General features: G+C 42.4%; 12 protein-coding genes. 6 read left to right on the forward strand and 6 right to left on the reverse strand.

The genetic code is table 11. The features are described from left to right. Window positions 1-24: 24 nt before the first annotated feature. Window positions 25-942 carry a glutaminase B gene (gene glsB, locus AC2IOM_RS17765; RefSeq protein WP_486360676.1) on the forward strand — a complete coding sequence of 306 codons (918 nt, stop codon included), beginning with the start codon at window positions 25-27 and terminating at the stop codon, window positions 940-942. A gap of 4 nt (window positions 943-946) precedes the next feature. On the opposite strand, the gene AC2IOM_RS17770 is transcribed toward glsB, so the two are convergent. The 3 genes from AC2IOM_RS17770 to AC2IOM_RS17780 are packed head-to-tail and all read right to left on the reverse strand — an operon-like array spanning window position 947 to window position 4,895. Then, on the reverse strand, window positions 947-2,512 hold the full coding sequence (locus AC2IOM_RS17770) for a sugar porter family MFS transporter (RefSeq protein WP_486360677.1): 1,566 nt from the start codon (window positions 2,510-2,512) through the stop codon (window positions 947-949). Then, on the reverse strand, window positions 2,502-3,512 hold the full coding sequence (locus tag AC2IOM_RS17775; RefSeq protein WP_486360678.1) for a LacI family DNA-binding transcriptional regulator: 1,011 nt from the start codon (window positions 3,510-3,512) through the stop codon (window positions 2,502-2,504). The genes AC2IOM_RS17770 and AC2IOM_RS17775 overlap by 11 nt, the downstream gene beginning before the upstream one ends. Before the next feature lie 42 nt (window positions 3,513-3,554). After that, window positions 3,555-4,895 carry a GH1 family beta-glucosidase gene (locus tag AC2IOM_RS17780; protein ID WP_486360679.1) on the reverse strand — a complete coding sequence of 447 codons (1,341 nt, stop codon included), beginning with the start codon at window positions 4,893-4,895 and terminating at the stop codon, window positions 3,555-3,557. A gap of 178 nt (window positions 4,896-5,073) precedes the next feature. Between AC2IOM_RS17780 and AC2IOM_RS17785 the strand changes: the two genes are divergently transcribed. Continuing rightward, the gene (locus tag AC2IOM_RS17785; protein WP_486360680.1) at window positions 5,074-6,330 is read left to right on the forward strand and encodes a sugar MFS transporter; all 1,257 of its coding nucleotides are present in this window, start codon (window positions 5,074-5,076) and stop codon (window positions 6,328-6,330) included. Further along, window positions 6,323-8,860, forward strand: a complete 2,538-nt coding sequence (locus AC2IOM_RS17790; protein ID WP_486360681.1) for a glycoside hydrolase family 3 protein — start codon at window positions 6,323-6,325, stop codon at window positions 8,858-8,860. The genes AC2IOM_RS17785 and AC2IOM_RS17790 overlap by 8 nt, the downstream gene beginning before the upstream one ends. A 49-nt stretch (window positions 8,861-8,909) precedes the next feature. On the opposite strand, the gene AC2IOM_RS17795 is transcribed toward AC2IOM_RS17790, so the two are convergent. From AC2IOM_RS17795 to AC2IOM_RS17805, 3 genes are all read right to left on the reverse strand, one after another. Continuing rightward, on the reverse strand, window positions 8,910-12,608 hold the full coding sequence (locus tag AC2IOM_RS17795) for a sensor histidine kinase (protein ID WP_486359571.1): 3,699 nt from the start codon (window positions 12,606-12,608) through the stop codon (window positions 8,910-8,912). A gap of 99 nt (window positions 12,609-12,707) precedes the next feature. Beyond that, entirely contained in the window at window positions 12,708-15,665 is a 2,958-nt protein-coding gene (locus tag AC2IOM_RS17800; RefSeq protein ID WP_486359572.1) for a TonB-dependent receptor, read from the reverse strand. Window positions 15,666-15,725: 60 nt separating this feature from the next. Then, entirely contained in the window at window positions 15,726-18,380 is a 2,655-nt protein-coding gene (locus tag AC2IOM_RS17805; RefSeq protein WP_486359573.1) for a family 16 glycosylhydrolase, read from the reverse strand. Window positions 18,381-18,841: 461 nt separating this feature from the next. Between AC2IOM_RS17805 and AC2IOM_RS17810 the strand changes: the two genes are divergently transcribed. The 3 genes from AC2IOM_RS17810 to AC2IOM_RS17820 all read left to right on the forward strand — a co-directional run bounded on the left by AC2IOM_RS17810 (window position 18,842) and on the right by AC2IOM_RS17820 (window position 21,744). Beyond that, window positions 18,842-20,077 (forward strand): sugar MFS transporter, encoded by a 1,236-nt coding sequence (locus tag AC2IOM_RS17810; protein WP_486359574.1) that lies wholly within the window; start codon window positions 18,842-18,844, stop codon window positions 20,075-20,077. Window positions 20,078-20,341: 264 nt separating this feature from the next. Next, complete coding sequence (locus AC2IOM_RS17815; RefSeq protein WP_486359575.1) at window positions 20,342-21,304, forward strand: prepilin-type N-terminal cleavage/methylation domain-containing protein; 963 nt, start codon at window positions 20,342-20,344, stop codon at window positions 21,302-21,304. Window positions 21,305-21,321: 17 nt separating this feature from the next. Continuing rightward, window positions 21,322-21,744 (forward strand): hypothetical protein, encoded by a 423-nt coding sequence (locus tag AC2IOM_RS17820; protein WP_486359576.1) that lies wholly within the window; start codon window positions 21,322-21,324, stop codon window positions 21,742-21,744. The last annotated feature ends 2 nt before the right edge of the window (window positions 21,745-21,746 follow it).

A 21,746-nucleotide genomic window follows, 5' to 3' on the forward strand; every position in this document is an offset into this window, starting at 1 on the left:
AATGCCAGAGTTAGAGGTTTTACAATGGATCAGATTACGTCGCTGCTTAACACTATAAATTCAGAATGTCGAAGCTTGTTTGGTCAAGGCCAAGTTGCAAATTACATTCCTGAACTTGCCAAAATTAAGCCTCAGCAATTTGCTATGGCGGTGCTCACTGTCGATGGTGAAATCTGCACTACTGGCGATGCCAAAACACGCTTTAGCATTCAGTCTATTTCAAAAGTATTAACCCTTTCGCTCGCGCTACAACGTTATGGCGAATCACTGTGGCAGCGTGTTGGAAAGGAGCCATCTGGCACCGCGTTTAACTCGCTAATTCAGCTTGAGATGGAAAACGGCGTACCGCGCAATCCGTTTATCAATGCAGGTGCGCTTGCTGTATGTGACGCACTGCAATCACGAGTAAGTGCCCCACTGCATCATTATTTAGAAACGGTGCGTCAGCTTTCAGGCAATAGCAAAATTAGCTTTAATAAATCGGTTTCAAAATCAGAGTTTAAGCATCGTTTTCGTAATGCGGCAATGGCAAACTTAATGAAATCATTTAATAATTTTGATAACGATGTAGACGCTGTGCTCAGTAATTACTGTAAGTACTGCGCCATCGAAATGAACGTAGTAGAACTGGCTAAAACCTTCAGCTTTTTAGCCAATAAAGGGGTTTCACAAACCACAAAAGAGACCTTTATTTCACGTAAGCAAAACTCACAAATGAACTCTTTAATGTTTACCAGTGGTTTGTATGATGCTGCGGGAGATTTCGCTTATCGTATTGGTATGCCAGGTAAATCAGGTGTCGGTGGTGCGATTTTAGCCGTAGTGCCTGAGCGTTACACTGTGGTTGTTTGGTCACCTGAATTAAACCAATATGGTAACTCGGTAGCCGGCTTACATGCCCTAGAACTATTTGCGAAAGAAATGGAAATACAGCTTTTCTAAGCGATTAACACTCTTTTGGCTGGCTCAAATACTCTAACGGCTGGCCTTTTGTCTCGGGTAAAAAGCGCATAATGAGTAGCAGTGCAAACAGAGCAAATACACCATAAATTAAAAATGTGGTTGCCGCCCCTAAGGTTGCCAGCTCCCACGGGAAAACCAGCTGCACTAAAAAGCTCACAAACCCATTGATGAGTGCCAATAGCGAAATACCGATACTGCGCAATTCGCTCGGAAATACCTCAGAAAAGAACACCCACATCACAGGACCTAACGACATCGCAAACGATGCTACAAAGGCTGTTATACCAAAAAGCACAAGACCTGCATTGATGTCAGTCGCGCGCATTAACAATTCACTGCCCACTTGCCTATATTGCTGCTCACCAATCGCTTCGATAACTGCATTTTTAAACGCAATGTCAGACCTATAGATTTTAGATAAAAGAGGTGACAAGCTTGAGGCTTTTAGATTTTGGTGAGTTGTCACTAACGCAGCGACATCTTTATCATTAATTTGATACGTTGCCTGCTTAAAACCATAACTGCAAATAAACATACTGGCACATACTCCCACCAAACCAACGGTTAGTAATGGCTTTCGCCCAAATTGGTCAATGGTGATCAGCGCAACAAGGGTAAATAGCACATTAATCGCACCAATCCAGCTTGCTTGTAAAAACGCGGCATCAGTACCGATACCACTTTGCTCAAAAATCACCGGCGCATAAAAAAAGATAACGTTAATGCCTGATATCTGCTGCGCAATCGCTAAGGTAATTCCCATTAACAAAGCCAGTCGCACCTTACTTGTGAAAAGCCCTTTTAAACGGGTAAAAAACGCGCTTTGTTGGTGTTCAATTACGCTAATTTCTTGTAGCTGCGCATCCACTTCCGTTTTAGAAAATAACCGATTAAGTACCGCTTTTGCATCGGCTTGATGATTTTTAAGCACTAACCAGCGCGGGCTTTTTGGCAGCCAAAATAATGCGAAAAACCACACCATTGCTGGTAGTAATTCAAGCGCTAACATAAAGCGCCATGTTTCAGCGTGCATGCCTAACAAGGTTAATGTATTCCCCTCGGCATGCCCTAACTGTAGCAATACGTAATTTGAGAAATACGATACCGATAAACCAATCACAATATTTAATTGGTTTATCGACACTAACCTACCGCGCGATTTAGCTAAACTAATTTCCGCAATGTACATTGGCGTAATAAGCAATGAACAAAATGCCAATCCACCTAAGAAACGCGCCAGTACTAAGCTTTCAAAATCACTGGCGATTGCAGAAAAATATGCGGAAACAATATATAACAAGGCCACCGCAATTAAGGTATTCCGGCGGCCAAAATGGTCACTTAAAAACGCGGCAAAAAAGCTGGCAATAATCGCACCTAATGTGGGCGCACTCACCACTAACCCTTGTTGCCATTCATCGAGAGAAAATTGCTCTGAAATAAAGCCAATTGCACCGGAGATAACCGAGGCATCAAAACCAAATACAAACCCACCAAACGACGCAATAAGCGCAAACTTGGCTGAGGGAGAGATCCGATTAGCCAGCACGCACAGCTCCAAGCGAGTCGCGAACCACTAGTTCAGGTTTAAACAAATGTGTGATTTCTGTATTAATTTTTTGCTGATAAATATTACTAAGTACCCAATTCGCCGCCATTTCACCCATTTTTGCAATCGGGTTATCTACTGTGGTCAGTTTTGGATATAAATAGCGGGCAAATAACACATTGTCGAAGCCTATAATCGATAAATCTTCAGGAATACTTAGCCCATTTTCACGGGCAGCAGTCATTGCGCCAGACGCCATTTCATCATTTGCACAAACCAGTGCGGTAAACGAATCATTGGCCGAGCGCAGCACGTTAAACCCTTCTTGCCCTTCCGGTTCGTGATAACCACCTTCAAAACATAAGTCACTATCAAATGAGATATTAGCCTCTTTAAGTGCTTGTTTATGGCCTGCTAAACGTTGCTGTGCATCTTCTTTAAAATGAGGACCGCTGATGTAGGCGATTTCAGTATGCCCTTGTTCAATTGCCGCTTTGGTCGCTAAATAACCACCTAATTGGTTATCAAGTACAATGCAACGCTCTTGCAGAGATTCGATATCGCGGTTGATCAGAATGATCTCGATATTATTATCGAGTAACGATTTTAAATAGTCTTCAGATACTGCCTCGGCGTTTAAAATTAAGGCGTCGCAACGACGGCTAATCAAAAACTCAATAGCTTGTTTTTCTTTTTCAGCTTCACTGTGACCTGCGGTTATCACCACATGTTTGCCGGCATCACGCAGCATGGATTCAATTGAGCTCATCATGTCGCCAAAAAATGAACCATGCAGCTCTGACACCAATAATCCCACACTATTAGTGCGATTAGAGGCGAGTGACTGTGCAATCGCATTAGGTTTGTAGCCAAGCGCGTCCATTGCTTTGTGCACTTTTTCTTTTGTGCGCTCGCTCACTCGGGCATTACCGTTAATCACTCGTGAAACGGTCGCTAATGATACGCCAGCGGCTTTTGATACTTCGTAAATAGTTGCCATAAAAAAGAAAACTGTGTCTACATTCAATAAATTTAATGGTTATTAGTTTGAATTTCTAGCGTTTATTAGTGCTTTGTACGCAAGCGCGCTTTGCTTTAATGTGCGTTTTTGCGTTTTATAATCAACATGCACTATGCCAAAGCGCTTAGTATACCCTTCTGACCACTCAAAGTTATCTAATAAACTCCACACAAAATAGCCTTTTATTGGCACACCGTGCTGAATTGCTTGTTCAACCGCCAATAAATGTTCGTCAATGTAATCAATACGTGCCGGGTCATTCACTTCACCATCCAAAATGTCATCATCAAACGCCGCGCCATTTTCAGTGATATAGATATTTGGTAATTCAAAGCGTTTATTTAAGTCAGTCAGTAAATCAAAAAAAGCACTTGGTACAACTTCCCAGCCCATTGCTGTTTTTGCGTATTCATTTGTATTTACTTCTTTAAACAGCACATTGTTTCCCGCTTGATACACCTTGCGGGTGTAATAGTTAATACCTATAAAATCGAGTGGTGCAGCGATAATTGCCATATCGCCTTCGGCAATTTCTGGTTTTACATCATCTGGCAATAAGTCAGCAATATCTGGATATCGCCCTTCAAGTAGCGGCGTTAAATACCACAAGTTTAAATACTCATCGGCATGACGACAGGCAACTGCATCTTGGTCTGAATTGGTTAATGGGTAACACGGCGAGAAATTAAGCACAATACCGTTTTCAGTACTTGGGCTTAAACGGTTTAATACTTCCATCGCTAAGCCATGTGCTAACAGTAAATTGTGCGCAGCAATTTTACCGGCCTTTTGGCTGGTATGCCCAGGCGCATGAATGCCTAGTTCATAGCCTAAATACGCTGAACAAAAAGGTTCGTTTAAGGTTGCAAAAGAATCAACATACGGTGAAATGTAAGGGGTGATTGTTTCTACATAATGGGCAAATTCATAGGCTGTTTGACGATTTAACCAACCCCCTTGGCTATCAAGGTAATCTGGTAAATCCCAGTGATAAAAGGTAACAAAAATCTTAATACCGTGTGCTTTTAACGCTTGAAACAAGTTGATATAAAACTTAACACCCTCAAGATTTACCGTACCGTCTTCCAACATAACGCGACACCATGACAATGATAAGCGATATGCATCGACACCAATATCGGCCATTATTGCAACATCCTGTTGCCAGTGCGCAATATGTTCGCAACTTACATCACCATTACTGCTATCGGCAATCACACCATCTTTTTCGCAAAAGGAATCCCAGTTTGCCTTTAATCGAGTATTTCGAGCACCTTCAATTTGATACGACGATGTTGCCACACCAAAAATGAAATCTGGCTGCATCATATTACTCGTTGTGGCTAAGCGAAAATGCTTCATGGTATTTAACACCTTGTTTTATAGCTATTTTACTTGTTATCACTTACCTAAAAGCGAATCAAAACCTGATTTATATTTGATATTTTAAATGCTTTCTGCAATTATCAAACTATAAATGTAAGCGCTTACATGATTTAAATGTAAGCGCTTACAACAAAAAAATCAACTGGAGATCATCGTGAGCTCACCCAATCCAATAAATCAGACTATGCAAGTCGAGGCTAGCAACACCTCAAACACTCAGTTTGCACTCGTTGCTTTAACTAGCCTCTTCTTTATGTGGGGCTTTATTACTTGCCTTAATGACATTTTAATTCCCTATCTAAAAGAAGCTTTTACCCTTAATTACACTCAAGCAATGCTTATTCAATTTTGCTTTTTTAGTGCCTATTTTATTATCTCGCTACCTGCCGGTAAGTTAGTCGGGAAAATCGGTTATCAAAAAGGCATTGTGACCGGGTTAGCCATTGCCTGTGTGGGCTGTTTGTTGTTTTACCCCGTGGCAACCTCAGGCATCTATGCGCTTTTCTTAATGGCCTTATTTGTATTAGCCAGTGGTATTACGATTTTACAGGTCTCTGCAAACCCGTATGTCAGTGCGTTAGGTGACCCTAAAACAGCGCCGTCTCGTTTAACCTTAACGCAGGCATTTAATTCATTAGGTACCACAGTTGCACCATTATTTGGTGCTGCACTTTTCTTCTCTGCTGATAGCGCTAATCAAAGTCATGATGGTACCGCTGTACAGTTACCTTATTTAATTTTAGCTGCGTCATTATTAGTACTCGCGCTTATCTTTTTAGTATTAAAGTTACCTAAAATCGCGAATCAAGAAACGCCTCAAGTTACTCAAGGCTCTGCGTGGCAACACAAGCATTTAGTGCTCGGTGCTATCGGTATTTTTGTTTATGTGGGCGCAGAAGTAGCGATTGGCAGTACCTTAATCAATTACATTTCAAGTGCCAGTGCAACGCAAATGACTGAAGCCACCGCTGCTAAATACATCGCTTATTATTGGGGTGGTGCTATGGTCGGTCGCTTTATTGGCGCTGCTGTAATGCAAAAAATCTCTGGTGGAACGGTACTGGCCTTTAACGCAGCCCTTGCTATCGTATTGATTATGGTATCAATGTTAAGTTCTGGCCCTATCGCGATGTGGACCATGCTTGCTGTGGGTTTATGTAACTCAATTATGTTCCCAACTATTTTTAGTCTTGCGATTAACAACTTAAAAGAGCACACCTCACAAGGTTCAGGTATTTTATGTTTAGCCATCGTGGGCGGTGCCATTATTCCTGTGTTCCAAGGTATGGCCGCTGATACGATTGGCCTGACGCTCTCTTTTATTATTCCTGCTGTATGTTATGTATTTATCGTATTCTACGGTGTGAAAGGACATGTGCCATCAACTACTCAAGGACAAAACAATGAATAAACAGCTATTTTCGCTCTCAGCACTTTGTTTGGCGTTGAGCGGCTGTATGTCGGGCAATGATAATGCCAAACCAACAAACACTAAAAACGATATTTGGCCAAAAATCACAAGCCCTGTGAAATACGATGCAGCGCTTGAGAGTATAATTGATGCGCTGCTAGCGCAAATGACGCTAGAGCAAAAAATCGCACAGATGATCCAACCTGAAATTCGCAATATCACCGTTGAAGATATGCGCCGTTATGGTTTTGGCTCTTATCTAAATGGGGGCGGTTCGTTCCCTAATGGCGATAAGCACGCTACACCAGAAGACTGGATTAAGCTCGCAGACGATATGTATATGGCGTCAATTGACGACTCACTCGATGGGTCTACGATCCCGACTATGTGGGGCACCGACGCAGTGCACGGCCATAATAATGTAATTGGGGCAACGTTATTTCCACACAATATTGGTTTAGGTGCAGCAAATAACCCCAAGTTGATGGAACAAATCGCGGCAATCACAGCAAAAGAAGTGATGGTAACCGGTATTGATTGGGTATTTGCACCAACGGTTGCGGTTGTGCAAGACGACCGCTGGGGCCGTACTTATGAAAGCTACTCTGAAGATCCTGCGCTGGTTCGAAGTTATGCAGCATCAGTGGTAAAAGGCTTACAAGGCGAAGTGGGTAAAGACTTTTTAGGCAATGAGCGTGTAATTAGTACCGTAAAACACTTTGTGGGTGATGGTGGCACAGTCGATGGTGACGACCAAGGCGATAACCTATCGTCTGAACAAGACTTGTTTGATATTCACGCGCAAGGCTATGTTGGCGGTTTAAATGTTGGCGCGCAGTCTGTAATGGCATCATTTAACAGCTGGCATGGCGAAAAAGTACATGGTAACAAATACCTACTTACCGATGTGCTAAAAGAAAAAATGGGCTTTGATGGCTTTATTGTGGGTGACTGGAATGGTCATGGGCAAGTGGCAGGTTGTAGCAATGAAAGTTGCGCGCAATCAATTAACGCCGGCCTTGATATTTTTATGGTGCCTTCTGATTGGAAAGCTTTAATGGCAAATACCATTGCACAAGTAAACTCAGGCGGAATTGCCCAATCGCGTGTTGATGACGCCGTGCGCCGTATTTTACGTGTAAAATTCCGCGCGGGTTTATTTGATAAGCCACGCCCAAAAGACAGAGCACTTTCGGGTAAGACTGAGTTAATTGGCCAAAAAGCGCATCGTGACGTTGCTGCACAAGCAGTGCGTGAATCGCTAGTATTGCTGAAAAACAATCAGCAACTCTTACCGTTATCACCTAAACAGCGCATTTTAGTGGCAGGTGATGCAGCCGATAATATTGGCAAACAATCAGGCGGCTGGACAATCACATGGCAAGGAACGAATAACCAAAATAGTGATTTCCCAGGTGGTTCATCTATTTTAGATGGCTTACGCAGTCAAGTAACTGCCGCAGGCGGTATACTCGATTACAGCCTTGATGGCAGTTACTCAGAGAAGCCAGATGTTGCGATTGTGGTATTTGGTGAAGAGCCTTATGCCGAAGGCCATGGTGACCGCGCAACTCTTGAGTACCAAGCGGGTGACAAACGCGACTTGACCCTATTAAACAAATTTAAAGCTGCCGATATTCCGGTTGTAGCCGTGTTTATTAGCGGCCGCCCTATGTGGATTAATGCTGAGCTCAATGCATCAACTGCGTTTGTTGCAGCTTGGCTACCTGGCTCGGAAGGTGCGGCAATTGCCGATGTACTACTTCGTAAAGCAAATAACAGCATGAATGTTGATTTTAAAGGTAAACTGCCGTTTAGCTGGCCAATGACCCCAAATCAGCATATTGATTTTTATAAAACCAGCGATGAAAAACCGCTATTTGCATACGGCTATGGATTGACATCAAAATCAAATACGACTCTATCGAACGATTTACCTGAGCAATTTGAGCGTAAAGCGGGCGATATTAAGAGTGTGTCTATTCTTGAGGGTGAAGTGAAAAAGCCATGGCAAGCATGGTTGTTCTCAGGCGACCATAGCGAACAAATCACCTCAAGCACTTTGAATCTTGACGGTATTAATTACCGTACCATTGATAAAGTAATTCAAGAAGATGCGCGCAAAATTTCAATCAGTGGCGAGCAACCTGCTGGTCTTCGCTTTGCCAGTAAAAGCCACTTCCGTGAAGACTTAAGCAATTTAGTATCAGATACAGCACAGCTTGTGTTTGATGTAAAAGTTGATAGCCAAAACATTAAAGATGTGTGGCTAACCATGAATTGTGAAGGCACCGCAGATATACCGGGCAGCTGCCATAGCAAAATGGATATTACTCACTTGCTAAGCGCTAAAGCAGATGGTCAATGGCATAGCCTTTCCGTTGATTTAGCGTGCTTTACTCAGCAAGGCATTAAGTTTAATCAGCTAGTTGTACCGTTCGAAATTGGTTCATCGAATGCTCTAACGCTATCACTTGCTAACATTAAAATTACACAATCAGAGACACCTGCAATGCAAATGTGTCAGTAGGTTAACTGCCCCCACATTAAAGCCCTTTTCAATTGATTTGAAAGGGGCTTTATTCACTAATTACATTCACAAAACATTCAATTTCAAATACCGCGCCTTGGTTTTCAACGCGTCGGCTAGTGATTTCGCCATTAAGTAACTGAGTAACTAAGTTATAAACGATGTGCATTCCCAAGCCACTGCCACCTTGATTACGCTTGGTGGTAACAAAAGGTTCAAACATACGCTCCCGCACTTCTTCTGAAACACCTTTACCATCGTCTTGATACAGTACAACAAGCTTGCCGTTATTAAGTGTTATGGAAATCGCAATATTGCCTTTATTTAGACCTTCAAAACCATGTGTTACCGAATTTTGAATAAGGTTAGACATCACTTGATACCAAGCACCGGGATAGGTTTCCACGACTAAACTCTCGGGGCATGCAATCGATACAGTGATATCTTTTCCTTTAGTTAACGGTGCTAACGATGTACGCAACTGTTCAAGGTATTCATGTACATGTACTTCGCGCATTTGCTCTGAAGACTGATCAACCGCCACTTGTTTAAAGTTAGCGATCAGCGCTTCGGCGCGCTCTAAATTGCGCTGCACTAATTGGTAAACTTCGCGCTGTTTTGCAATTTCGTTTATTAGCGTCGCTTGATTTAGGGTTTTATTGGTCAGTTGCGATTCGATCAGTTCAATGCTTTCTTGATTTGATGATACACCGGTAATCGCAATACCAAGTGGCGTGTTAATCTCATGGGCAACACCAGCCACTAAATTACCCAGCGACGCCATTTTTTCGCTTTCAATTAAGTCTTGCTGCATTTTTTCAAGCTCATCTAAGGTTTGCAGCAATTGCTGGTTATTTTGTTCAAGTTGCACTGTACGCTCTTGCACTTTTTCTTCTAACGACTGATTCAATTTTTCAAGGGCGAGTTCATTTTCTTTCAACTTTTGAATGTCTTGAATTCCGCCTGCAATGCGCTCAGCAACACCTGCACTGTTTCTGCTTACGACTTTGCCTCTATCACGTACCCAGCGAAATTTACCCGATTTTTCTTTAACTCGAACGGCTATTTCGTAGCTATCAATTTCACCCGAAATACATCGCTCTAGCTTATCTTCCAGTAAAATACAGTCTTTCGGATGCACGTAACGATGTAACTCATCTAACAGCACGGCATCTGTTAACTCACCAAAATCAAGTTGGCTATTCACACTAAAACGGTGAATGGTATTGTTGGCAATATGCCAATCCCATAAATCATCACCGCTGGCCCAAAGGCTTATTTCAAAACGTTCGTTCAATTGCTTCATTTTGTTGTTATCACTGAGCACTTGGCGATAACGTTTAACCCGTGAATACACAATTAACGAGCCAATTAACAATGCGAAAAGCAGGTAACTTATTTTCGCAACATTCGATGCCCACCACGGCGGCACGATAGTCAGTTTTAGCTGGTGTGCAGCAGAGGCATTATTAAACCGGTCGACCAAATACGCTTCAATTGTGTAATCACCCGGCGTGAGATTAATTAAATCAATTTGATTACGTCCTTGTTCGAGTTTGATCCATTTATCGCTTAAGCCAATCACCCGATAATAAAGATGGGAGAGGCGATCAGACGCTAAACTGGTTGATGAGTACGCAAGCGAGAGAATGTTTTGCTTGGCTTTGAGTGTAAGGGATTGCGTCAGCTCTGGTACAGTAGAAAGCTCTTTGGCGTTAATCGGCGTGAGCTCATTTTCAAGTACCTTAATTGAGCTTAATTGCACATTTGGTTTTTTACGGGCGCTTTCAATTGCATTTGGATAAAACTGATTAAAGCCGTTTGCTCCGCCTAGAAATAAGCGACCGTCTTGGGTTTTTAATGCCGCATTAAAATTAAATTCGTTTGATTGAATGCCATCATTGCGTAAATAATTACGAATCGTAAAATCATCACTTTGAATATGGCTTAACCCGCCACTGGTTCCTGCCCAAAAATTGCCATTATTGTCTTTTACAAGTGCCCAAATGGCATTATTGGCAAGACCATGTTTACGCTCAACAATGCGCGCTAATGTCATATCTTGATTTACAATACTGAGGCCCTTATCGGTAGCAGCCCATATGCGGTTTTGCGCATCTTTTTCGATCATAAAAACTAGATCGGAACTTAAGCCATGTGTTTGATTCATCGAAACTAACGTTTTCCCATCAAATTTAAATAACCCCATGCCAATACTGCCGAACCATAAATGTTCCCCATCGGTGTATAGCCCTGTTGCATGCTCAGGCGCATTTTCGTTATTTTTAATAAAATGGCTAAACTGCTTGGTGTTGGGGTTAAACGTGAGCAAACCTTGGCTACGAGAGCTAAAAACGAGCTCGCCTTTAAAACTAATTACGGAGTTAAAGCTTTCGACTTCTTGATTGTTTATTTTAGGTTTTACTAGCCAAGTTTGCCCTGTGGTTAAATCAAACTTGGCCAAGCCCGCACCACGACTAGTGATCCACACATTGTCGTTAAAAATGGTTAAGTCGGTAATGAAGGTAGTGTTAAACGTTTTAAGCGATGGATAAATACTTTCGGCGGCAAAAAAGCGCTGATTTGAATACAAATAAATGCCCTTAGAAGTACCAATCCACAAGGTACCACTTGCATCAAATTCAAAGCTTCTCACATCATAAAAATCGCTATTGCGCGCGGTGTTCTTAAAATTATAAACATGGCCAAATGCGTTACTTAACTCACGATAGTGATACAAACCTTGAGTTTCGGTACCAAGCCAAATGTCGCCTTCTTGGCTTTTAAATATGGTTAGAATCGTGTTTTCGGCCAACCCCTTTTGGTTACCTTGTTGGCGCTTAAAGTGGTGCAAAATCTCACCTGTGTGCGATAACTGAAAAGCGCCTTGGCTTGATGCAATAAGTAAATCATGCTCGAGTAAACTGAGTTGAAATACCTCAGCCATATGAGAAATGGGTAACGACTTGCACCACATTTGCTGTAACGGTGCCAATTGATAAAAACACACCTGCTGTGCATCATCTATTAATACCAAAGCGTTATTTTTTACCGCGATTTGTTCTATTTTACCTGGCAGTAATAACTCACTTTGCGCTGCACCAACTTGTTTAGTAACAATACCCTTGTTTGTAACTGCAAACCATCGCGATGGCGCTAAATGAATTGCGCTAACATTAGATTTTGCAAAAATGTCTTTGCCTGTTTGCAACCCTGTTTCTGCTTGATATACATACAACTCACCGTCATCGGTGGTGATCACTAAGCTGTCATGGTTACACGATAGGTTTTTAATACGCTCAACCGAATCATCTTTTTTATTAATGTTTATTCGTTCAAATTCACTGGTTTCAAGGTGATATCGTGACAACCCTGTTTGTGTGCCTACCCATAAATAATTTGTTTGACTGCAAAGCGATGTAATAAACCCACCTGCGAGTTCATTGGAAAGTGGTTGTGCGGGAAAAAAGTGCTTAAAACGCTTACCATCAAAGCGGTTTAGCCCCGATTGCGTGCCGAGCCAGATATAACCAAATTTGTCTTGCGTGATTGCAGTAACGGAAGCTTGGCTGAGGCCATTGTCAAAATCATATTGCTGCATTACTTGGGCAATATCATCAAATACTACCGTATGTTTTGGCGCAGCGCTTAGTAACGTAGGCAGTAAACTTAATAGCAACAAAGTAACGCCAGCAATGTGTGCGAAAAGGTCTTGTTTTGAAGCGCGTTGTAGGCGCGTAATCACCATTTTTTTCATTAATTAATAATGGTTAGCGTTACAAAATCCGTCAAATTTTGGCCACAAAAAAGCCGCATCGAAATGCGGCTTGCTGACAACAAGGGAGTACTAGTTAAATGAGTAACGCATACCGAAGGTGTAACGTGGACCATATTGACGAGCAAATAAGAATTGCTCTTCATATCGACCATAACCTTGCTCGGTTTCGTTGTTCAAATTAATACCTTCAAAGAACACGGTGAAATCTTCATTAATGTCGTAGTTCACACTCATATCAATTTGACCGAATTCTTTCGCAAATTGCGGTGGCGCATCCGATGAACCTTGTGCTTGGCCAACACCAATTAAGTATGCATCACGCCATGCATAAGTAAGTTTCACCGACAGGCCATGTTTTTCATAAAACGCTTGGAAGTTTGCCGAGTCGCTTAAGCCTGTAAGCGGCGCTTGCTGCACTAGGCTATTAACATCAAACTCAACATCACCATCAACAAAGGTAGCATTTACGCCTAAACCAAAGCCGGTATCACCAATTAAGTGCTGAACCGCCAATTCAATACCATCAACAGCTTTGCTGTCGGTATTGGTTGGTTGGCTAATATTCCACACAATTAATGGGTCGCCTGCAGTTGGTTCAATTTTACCCTCCGCATTTCCGTGACCATTTGCCAACATTTGCTCAAAAATAGCGGTGCTGGTTGCTTGCTCACCACGGGCTTCAATATCCGCAATCGCCTGTAAATAACGTGGGCCATTGTAAATATCGTTTAAACCGTCGATAGTCGTTTCAGTAATCGTAGTTTGAATAAAGTTATCCACGTCTTTTCTAAAATAGCCAATCGATGCATAACTGCCTTCGCCGTAGTAATACTCAAGTGATAAATCTAAGTTTGTTGATTCAAACGGCAACAAGTTAGTATTACCTTGCGAACCTGTGCGCGCGCCTGGTTTTGGACTGCCGCTTAGTGAGCGAACCCCAGCTAAATCGCCAAGTGGCGCGCGAGACATCGTTTTACCCCAAGAAAAACGTGTGACCAAATCATCGGTCAGATCTACACGTAAATCCATCATAGGTAGCCATACATCGTACCCGCCTGTTTGCTCAAGGAAATTATCGCTGCCGCCCGCTTCATACTGCATGATCCACTCTGAAGCACTTTCCCAGTTCACTTGGGTTTCAACGCGTTGACGCACATTGCTGGTTACGTCGGTATCTTCATAACGCACGCCAACAATAAGTTGCGCTTCGTAGTTTGCAATCTCAAACTGCCAATCACTTTGCAGATAAAATGCCACGGTTTCTTCGGTAACGGCGCCCTGTGCATCAATACCGTCAAAATACGGATCAATTGAGTAAACATCGCCGCCCATAATATCTTCAGTTAAATAAGCTAGCTGACGTGCAACCGCTTCGTCGAAGTCGTAACGGTAGAAATAATGCGGATTTAACGCACTGCCACCGCCAGCAAATTCGTCTAATAGGTCGCTGGTATCATGGCGTGTAAACATGCTGTCTGGGAAAATTTCAGTAAACGATGGATTAAAGCCTGGGCCACCTCGTAAACCACTCCATGCGTTGAAACCACTCATAGTTTGGTCGGTAAATGTACCGCCAAACTTAACCGTGACGAGTGGAATATCAAAGGTGTCGTTAAACCACGTGGTGTGCAGTTGTAACTGCTCAATTTCAGACTTACCTGGCGAGTGAATAAACTGGCTAAAGTTAGAATCTATTTCACTTGGCAGTAATTCGTTTGATCCGTTTCGCCAGTTGATCATTGCATGCGGGATATCGCCAGTGCGGTAGTCATATACTTTGTTAACGAGCTGATCTGAACCGAGAATAACTTGACCGGAACTGCCTAACCCTTTGTCTTTACCATTGTCGGTTTCATTACTTGAATCGTGATAATCAAGCTCCACTTTCCAATCATCGTTGATCTCCCACACAAGGTTTAAACCAATTGATTTTGAATCGACTTCTGTGGTGTCTTTACTTGCAGTAAATGAACCATCGTTACCACTAATATCGGCAAAAACAGCGGTACCATTTTGGTCTAACTCATAGCCGTTAATATTGCCGCCAAACTCATTCCAAATGCCCCAACCTGCAATTTCGGTTGCCGTAATGGCATTGGTATAGGTGTAATCCAATGTGGCAACTAAACCATCAATAGGTTCATATTGAAAGGTCACTTGTGCATTGCTACGTTCACGTTCTACATCTGCAATGCTGTAATTCATATCTTTTGGGAAGAAGTGGTTACCAATGCGGTTGCCTTCGCTGTCTAACGCTCGCGGATCAACAAACGTCCCCTCTTCAAGTGTTGGTAAATCAACATTAGCTTGCCAGCCTTGGATATTCGCTTCTTGGCGCTGAAAATCACGCTCTTGACGTGAAAATGACACGCCAAAGCCAAACCTATCATCAAAGAAGGTATTACTGTAAATGCCTGAAATTTCCGGTGTTACATCGTCACCGTTTTCATTTGAGCTATCGTAAATCCCCTTTACAGTTGCAGTTAATTGCTGTCCTGGGCGTTGGAATGGTTTAGCGGTAACAATATTTACTGTTGCCCCTAACCCCCCAGTTGGCTTTTCAGCGCGCGCGGTTTTATACACTTCTAACGTGCTGACACCCTCTGCGGCGAGGTTTTCAAGTTTATATGAACGCGAGTTACCCGTGCCCGGCATTTGACGGCCATTAAGCGTAACCAAGTTAAAGCTCGGTCCGAAACCACGCACGGTAATTTCACTGCCTTCGCCATTTGAGCGGCTAACCGATACGCCGGTAATGCGCTGTAGTGATTCGGCTAAGTTTGTATCTGGGAATTTACCCATTTCTTCAGCGCTGATCGCATCCATTACGCCAAACGCTTCGCGTTTTAGGTCCATTGCACGAATTAAGCTGCCTCGGATCCCTTTAACTTCAATAACTTCAACGCCTTTTTCCGCATTTTCGTTTTGCGCTAATTGCTCTGCGTATATTGGCGTCGCAAGACTTGTACCTAGTAAGCCAGCCACTAACATTGCTACTTGGCTTTTCTTATAGCTTGTTGTTTTCATAATCTTTCTACTTATCTTGATTTGACTTTAGGCAAGCGAAACGCTTGCCACCAATAATCGTTACGGATTTGCAATTACTGCGTTATCAACGCGATAAACAGCACCTTCACCCGTTCCCCACATTGGGAATATCATGACCACATCAATTGCACTAATATCTAAGCCACGGCTAAACAGCTCTTGCATCGTAAAGGTATACGTTTGCCACTCGCCTGTGCGTGGTGTTTCACCTTCTAGGCTGGCTGATAGTGGCAATTCAACAGCAGTGGATGCATCACCTGATTCAATTTTGAAAAGCCACTGACTGTCAGGATTAAGCGGCATATCAACCACCTTCATTTCAAAACGAACCACCCCCGTTTCAAGTAAGTTAGAGGCATCAAAATACACACCATCTTCGGCAAAAAAGCCCATCACCGTTGGCTGTGTACCAATTACATATTGTGCAACCGTGCCGTGTGCATCATCGTCTTGTTCCTCTGTCGGCGTTGAACCACCACAGCAATCCCAAATACTCCAATTTTCAGCAACGGTATTCATAAATAGTGTGAGTTCATCACCCGCAGGTTTTGTTGCTGTCGGGTCGTAAATTTTTGCATTATCAACACGGTAAGTTGCACCTTCGCCTGTGCCCCACGCAGGGAAAATCATCACCACGTCAATCGCACTAACATCAAGGCCTTTCGACACTAATGTTTTAATTGGGAATGTGTATGTTTGCCATTGCCCTGTTGTTGGCGCCACACCTTCAATTGCATCAGAAATGGGTAACTCAACTGCACTGGCCGCATTATCAGATTCTAGTTTGATTACCCAAGAAGCGTCTGGGCTTAGCGGTGCATCCACTACCTTCATTTCAAAGCTCAATACACCATTTTCAATAATTGTTGATGCATCGAAAGGTTTATCGCTGCCACCATTTGCTGAGCGGGTAATAAAGCCCATTACTGTTGGACTTGCTCCAATTTTAAATTCAGCGACTAAACCATGGGCATCGTCGTCAAGTTCTTCAGTCGGCGTTGAGCCACCACAACAATCCCACATCGGCCAATCTGGGTTTTCACCATCAGCAAACAGTACTAACTCTGGTGAGGTGCTTGGCGCACCGATTTGTACTTCGTCAACAAGGTATTCAGCGCCTTCACCTGTGCCCCATGCTGGGAAAATCATAATTACATCTAGCGCACTAATATCCATTCCCGCCTCAGCCAATACGCTGATTGGGAAAGTGTAGTCTTGCCATTGGCCAACCACTGGGTCGACACCTTCAACACTGGTGTTAAGTGGCACTTCATAGGCGGTGCTTGCACCAACACTTTCAATTTTAAACATCCAAGTTGCATCTGGATTGCTTGGCGCACTAGTCACTTTCATTTTGAAACTAACAGATCCCGTTTCAATCACACCAGAGGCGTCAAACGGTGATGCCTTACCTTCAGCATCGGTAATAAACTCATCGCGCGAAATAAAACCATTTACTGTTGGCTGATTACCCACCGTAAACTGCATTACGTCACCGCGCTCTTCATCGCTCACAATGCTAGGTGTTGACCCGCCACAGCAATCCCATGCTGGCCAGTTTGGATTAAGCGTTCCATCAAAGATCATTACATTTGTAGTACCACCCACTGGCGGTAATGTCGGTGTTGGGGCGGCACCTTCAACGAGTGCATCATCTAGCTTGTCATAACCTGGGCGCACCGTTTCACACCCTTTACCAGTGTCAGGATTTGCTGCACATTCGTATACACGTACGTAGTCAATTTCAAAGCTATTGCCGTTTGCAAACGCCGCTTCATCAATACCAAGTTCATTGACATTTTCTGGCCAATCACCACCTACAGCAAAATTTAAAATCATGTAAAACTGCTGGTCGTAAGGCGCACTTGTCCAGAACGTTTTCAACTCACCGGTTACTTGGTCAAAATATTCCGTAAACCAGCCTTTGTGTGCAAGTCCAACCGCTTCATCTTTACTGTTGTAGCGCACTTCAGACTGGCGCTGCGTTGCGTAAAGGTAATTATCAACATACCAGCGAATTTCACCTTCTTGCCATTCAATAGCATAGTCATGGAAATCGTCAGCAGGGTTCATACCATCGGGTAGCAAATAGGCTTTGCCTGAACTTGCATTGTTAGGCCATTCTCGACCGTAATGAAGTGTGCCATGCACATATGCCTCAGCCTGCCCTTCTGCAGTACTGGCTTTTAGGTTAACCGACTCAACAATGTCAATTTCACCCGAGCGCGGCCAACCACCATAAACTTCATCGGTTGGCATCATCCAAAACGCAGGCCATGCACCTTGCCCAGCAGGGAGTTTCGCACGCATTTCAAAACGGCCATATTTAAAATCGGCTTTGTAGCGCGTATTTAAACGCGCTGAAGTATAAGGTTTTTCACTTCCTTCTGGGGCAGGTTTTGCCACTATGTGCAACATGCCATCCGCGACAAAGGAGTTCTCGTCACTATCGGTGTAACATTGCTTTTCGTTGTTGCCACCACCGGCACAATTTACTTCATGACGCCATTTATTGGCATCAATACTAGTACCGTCAAATTCATCATTCCAAACCATTACCCAATCACTTACCGGCTGACTTGGGTCAACTTTGGTAAGATCTGTATCCGTGTTGGTACTACCACCACAGCCCGTTAAAGCTATTGCCGATAATCCCAACGCATAGGAAGCTATATGTCTCGCTGCGTGTTTCATGATCTTCGCCCCGATAGAGGATTTTATTTTTAATATAGTTAGTTGTCGTACATTCTGTAAAAACAAATGTAAGCGCTTTCATTTTTGATTAAAAATAAAAGCACGGAAATGTAAGCGCTTTCATTTAAGTTAAGTCACTGCGTACAAAAGATCAAATTTTTTTACAATTAAGTTAAACAATGCTTCTTTTTTAATGCATTTATTGCATCGTTCTTTTAGCCCAAAACCAGCAGTTTCCGGTCAAAAATAGAGCAAACGTAATAAAAGGTGAATTAAATGGAATTAAAGGAACCTGTAATTTAATGATACTTAGCACAATAAAACACTATTTAATCAATATGTTGTGTTTATAAAATTAATGCAATCGTATGTAATGCTTTTCAGCTTGTTTTATATTGTATACTTTAGCGTTTTAATATTAAAAATTACAAAAAACTGACAACATATTAAAGGAAATAACATTGAGCTCACCTAACCCAATTAATCAAACCGCTCAGGTTGATGTTGGCAACACCTCAAACACTCAGTTTGCACTCGTTGCTTTAACTAGCCTCTTCTTTATGTGGGGCTTTATTACTTGTCTTAATGACATTTTAATTCCCTATTTAAAAGAAGCTTTTACCCTTAATTACACTCAAGCAATGCTTATTCAGTTTTGCTTTTTTAGTGCCTATTTTATTATCTCGCTACCTGCCGGTAAGTTAGTCGGGAAAATCGGTTATCAAAAAGGCATTGTGACCGGGTTAGCCATTGCCTGTGTGGGCTGTTTGTTGTTTTACCCCGTGGCAACCTCAGGCATCTATGCGCTTTTCTTAATGGCCTTATTTGTATTAGCCAGTGGTATTACGATTTTACAGGTCTCTGCAAACCCGTATGTCAGTGCGTTAGGTGACCCTAAAACAGCGCCGTCTCGTTTAACCTTAACGCAGGCATTTAATTCATTAGGTACCACAGTTGCACCATTATTTGGTGCTGCACTTTTCTTCTCTGCTGATAGCGCTAATCAAAGTCATGATGGTACCGCTGTACAGTTACCTTATTTAATTTTAGCTGCGTCATTATTAGTACTCGCGCTTATCTTTTTAGTATTAAAGTTACCTAAAATCGCGAATCAAGAAACGCCTCAAGTTACTCAAGGCTCTGCGTGGCAACACAAGCATTTAGTGCTCGGTGCTATCGGTATTTTTGTTTATGTGGGCGCAGAAGTAGCGATTGGCAGTACCTTAATCAATTACATTTCAAGTGCCAGTGCAACGCAAATGACTGAAGCCACCGCTGCTAAATACATCGCTTATTATTGGGGTGGTGCTATGGTCGGTCGCTTTATTGGCGCTGCTGTAATGCAAAAAATCTCTGGTGGAACGGTACTGGCCTTTAACGCAGCCCTTGCTATCGTATTGATTATGGTATCAATGTTAAGTTCTGGCCCTATCGCGATGTGGACCATGCTTGCTGTGGGTTTATGTAACTCAATTATGTTCCCAACTATTTTTAGTCTTGCGATTAACAACTTAAAAGAGCACACCTCACAAGGTTCAGGTATTTTATGTTTAGCCATCGTGGGCGGTGCCATTATTCCTGTGTTCCAAGGTATGGCCGCTGATACGATTGGCCTGACGCTCTCTTTTATTATTCCTGCTGTATGTTATGTATTTATCGTATTCTACGGTGTGAAAGGACATAAAACAGACGCTTAAGCGCAAAATAATCCAGTACTTTAAAGGCCACATAATGTGGCCTTTTTTACATAGGTCTCGGTTAACACTAAGACTGTTTTATTAATAAATAAGACTCTCAAGTCTAACCGCACCAAATTAGCTTTATTATTTAGCGGCGAATCAGAATCATGACCCCCTCCAACATTTAGGTATTTTTTGACTAAAAATCAGCTACAAAGAAGAAAGTTCGCTAATGTTGTCTAAACTTGAATGAGTGATTTAGTTATACAATGGACAGTATTAATGAAATTAAACTTTTCAAACAAGCCTCTAATAAAAATCTATCAGGGCTTTACGTTAATCGAAGTCATGTTGGTTGTGTCGATTATCGGTATTTTAGCAATGATTGCACTGCCTAATTACCAAGGCTATGTAAATGAATCAAAAGCCGCTTCGCTTTTATATCGAGTTCACTCTATAGGCCTTGCGTATCAAGATGTTATTGCTACAGCTCCAGATGCATTAGCCAAGCCAGATGAGTTATCCAGTGAGAAATTTGGCTCACCTCCTACCTACTTACCAGGCTTAGCGAGTCAGTTCACAAAAGAGTTTAATATTGAATTTTCTGCGCAGTTGGTTAATCACTCTGGCTATTTTCACTACACGGGCCATGAAGCTTTCCCTGTTTTATTTTTAAAGGCAAATGACCAAAACGGAATAAATGTGCTTAATGCACTAGATCATGTCACTAAGTTACAACACTCTTTTGTAACACCAAATATAATGATTATTGCATTAGCAACTCCATTTGAAACTCACCAAACAAGTGGACAAGCTTTAACAGCCACAACGAGTCAACCACAGCCCGACCCAGTAACAACGCAAAAACCACATAACTCTCCTTGTAATCCAGGGTTTTATCTTTGGCCACCTGAGCCAGGTCAACAATATGGAACGTGTCATTCATCACTTCCACCAAGTAATACAAATAACAATGACGGAAGTAGTAATAACGGCCAAAGTACCTCTTCAGGGCAATCAAGTTCAATGACTGCTAATAATGGTAATAGCGCGAGCAACTCAGGAAGCCAATCAAGTACATCAAGCAGCTCCAACAGCCAAACCAATACTGGCAGTTCTAGCTCATCTAGTAGTGCTAACAGTCAATCAAATACGGGCAGTAATGCGGGTTCTCACTTAAATTGGCCACCTGGTTGGGTAATGCACCCTAATAAACATCATGGTCAACATCATGGCCATCACTAATAAATTGGAGTGTTAAAATGGATTCTACAAACAAACGCTGGCAAGAGAATATTGCAGAGGCGATGAATCAAACTCAAAAGAGTCAATCAACGAATAGTCGCACAACAATTATGTTACCAAGCTGGATAACATACGCCGTGTGTATTGTATTCGGATTTTTAATTGCTAAAACAGCTGTTACTGGCATAAAAACACACCATACAAACTATGACAGGGATTACCAAACCGGCAGTTCTGTTGCTTTATTAATGGTAGCCGAAGACGTAGAGCACTATAAAACAAACTATGGTCAGCTTCCTGACGAATTACCTAGTCCTATCGCCGCGGTGATCGATGTTTCTTATGAGAAAATTAGCAAAGATCATTTTCGCCTAACTATGCCTCATGGCGATTCAACGATTACATTTGATGCCAAAGACGATAAAATTTACATGGACTAACT

This window comes from Pseudoalteromonas sp. NS-SX12 (assembly GCF_057367955.1).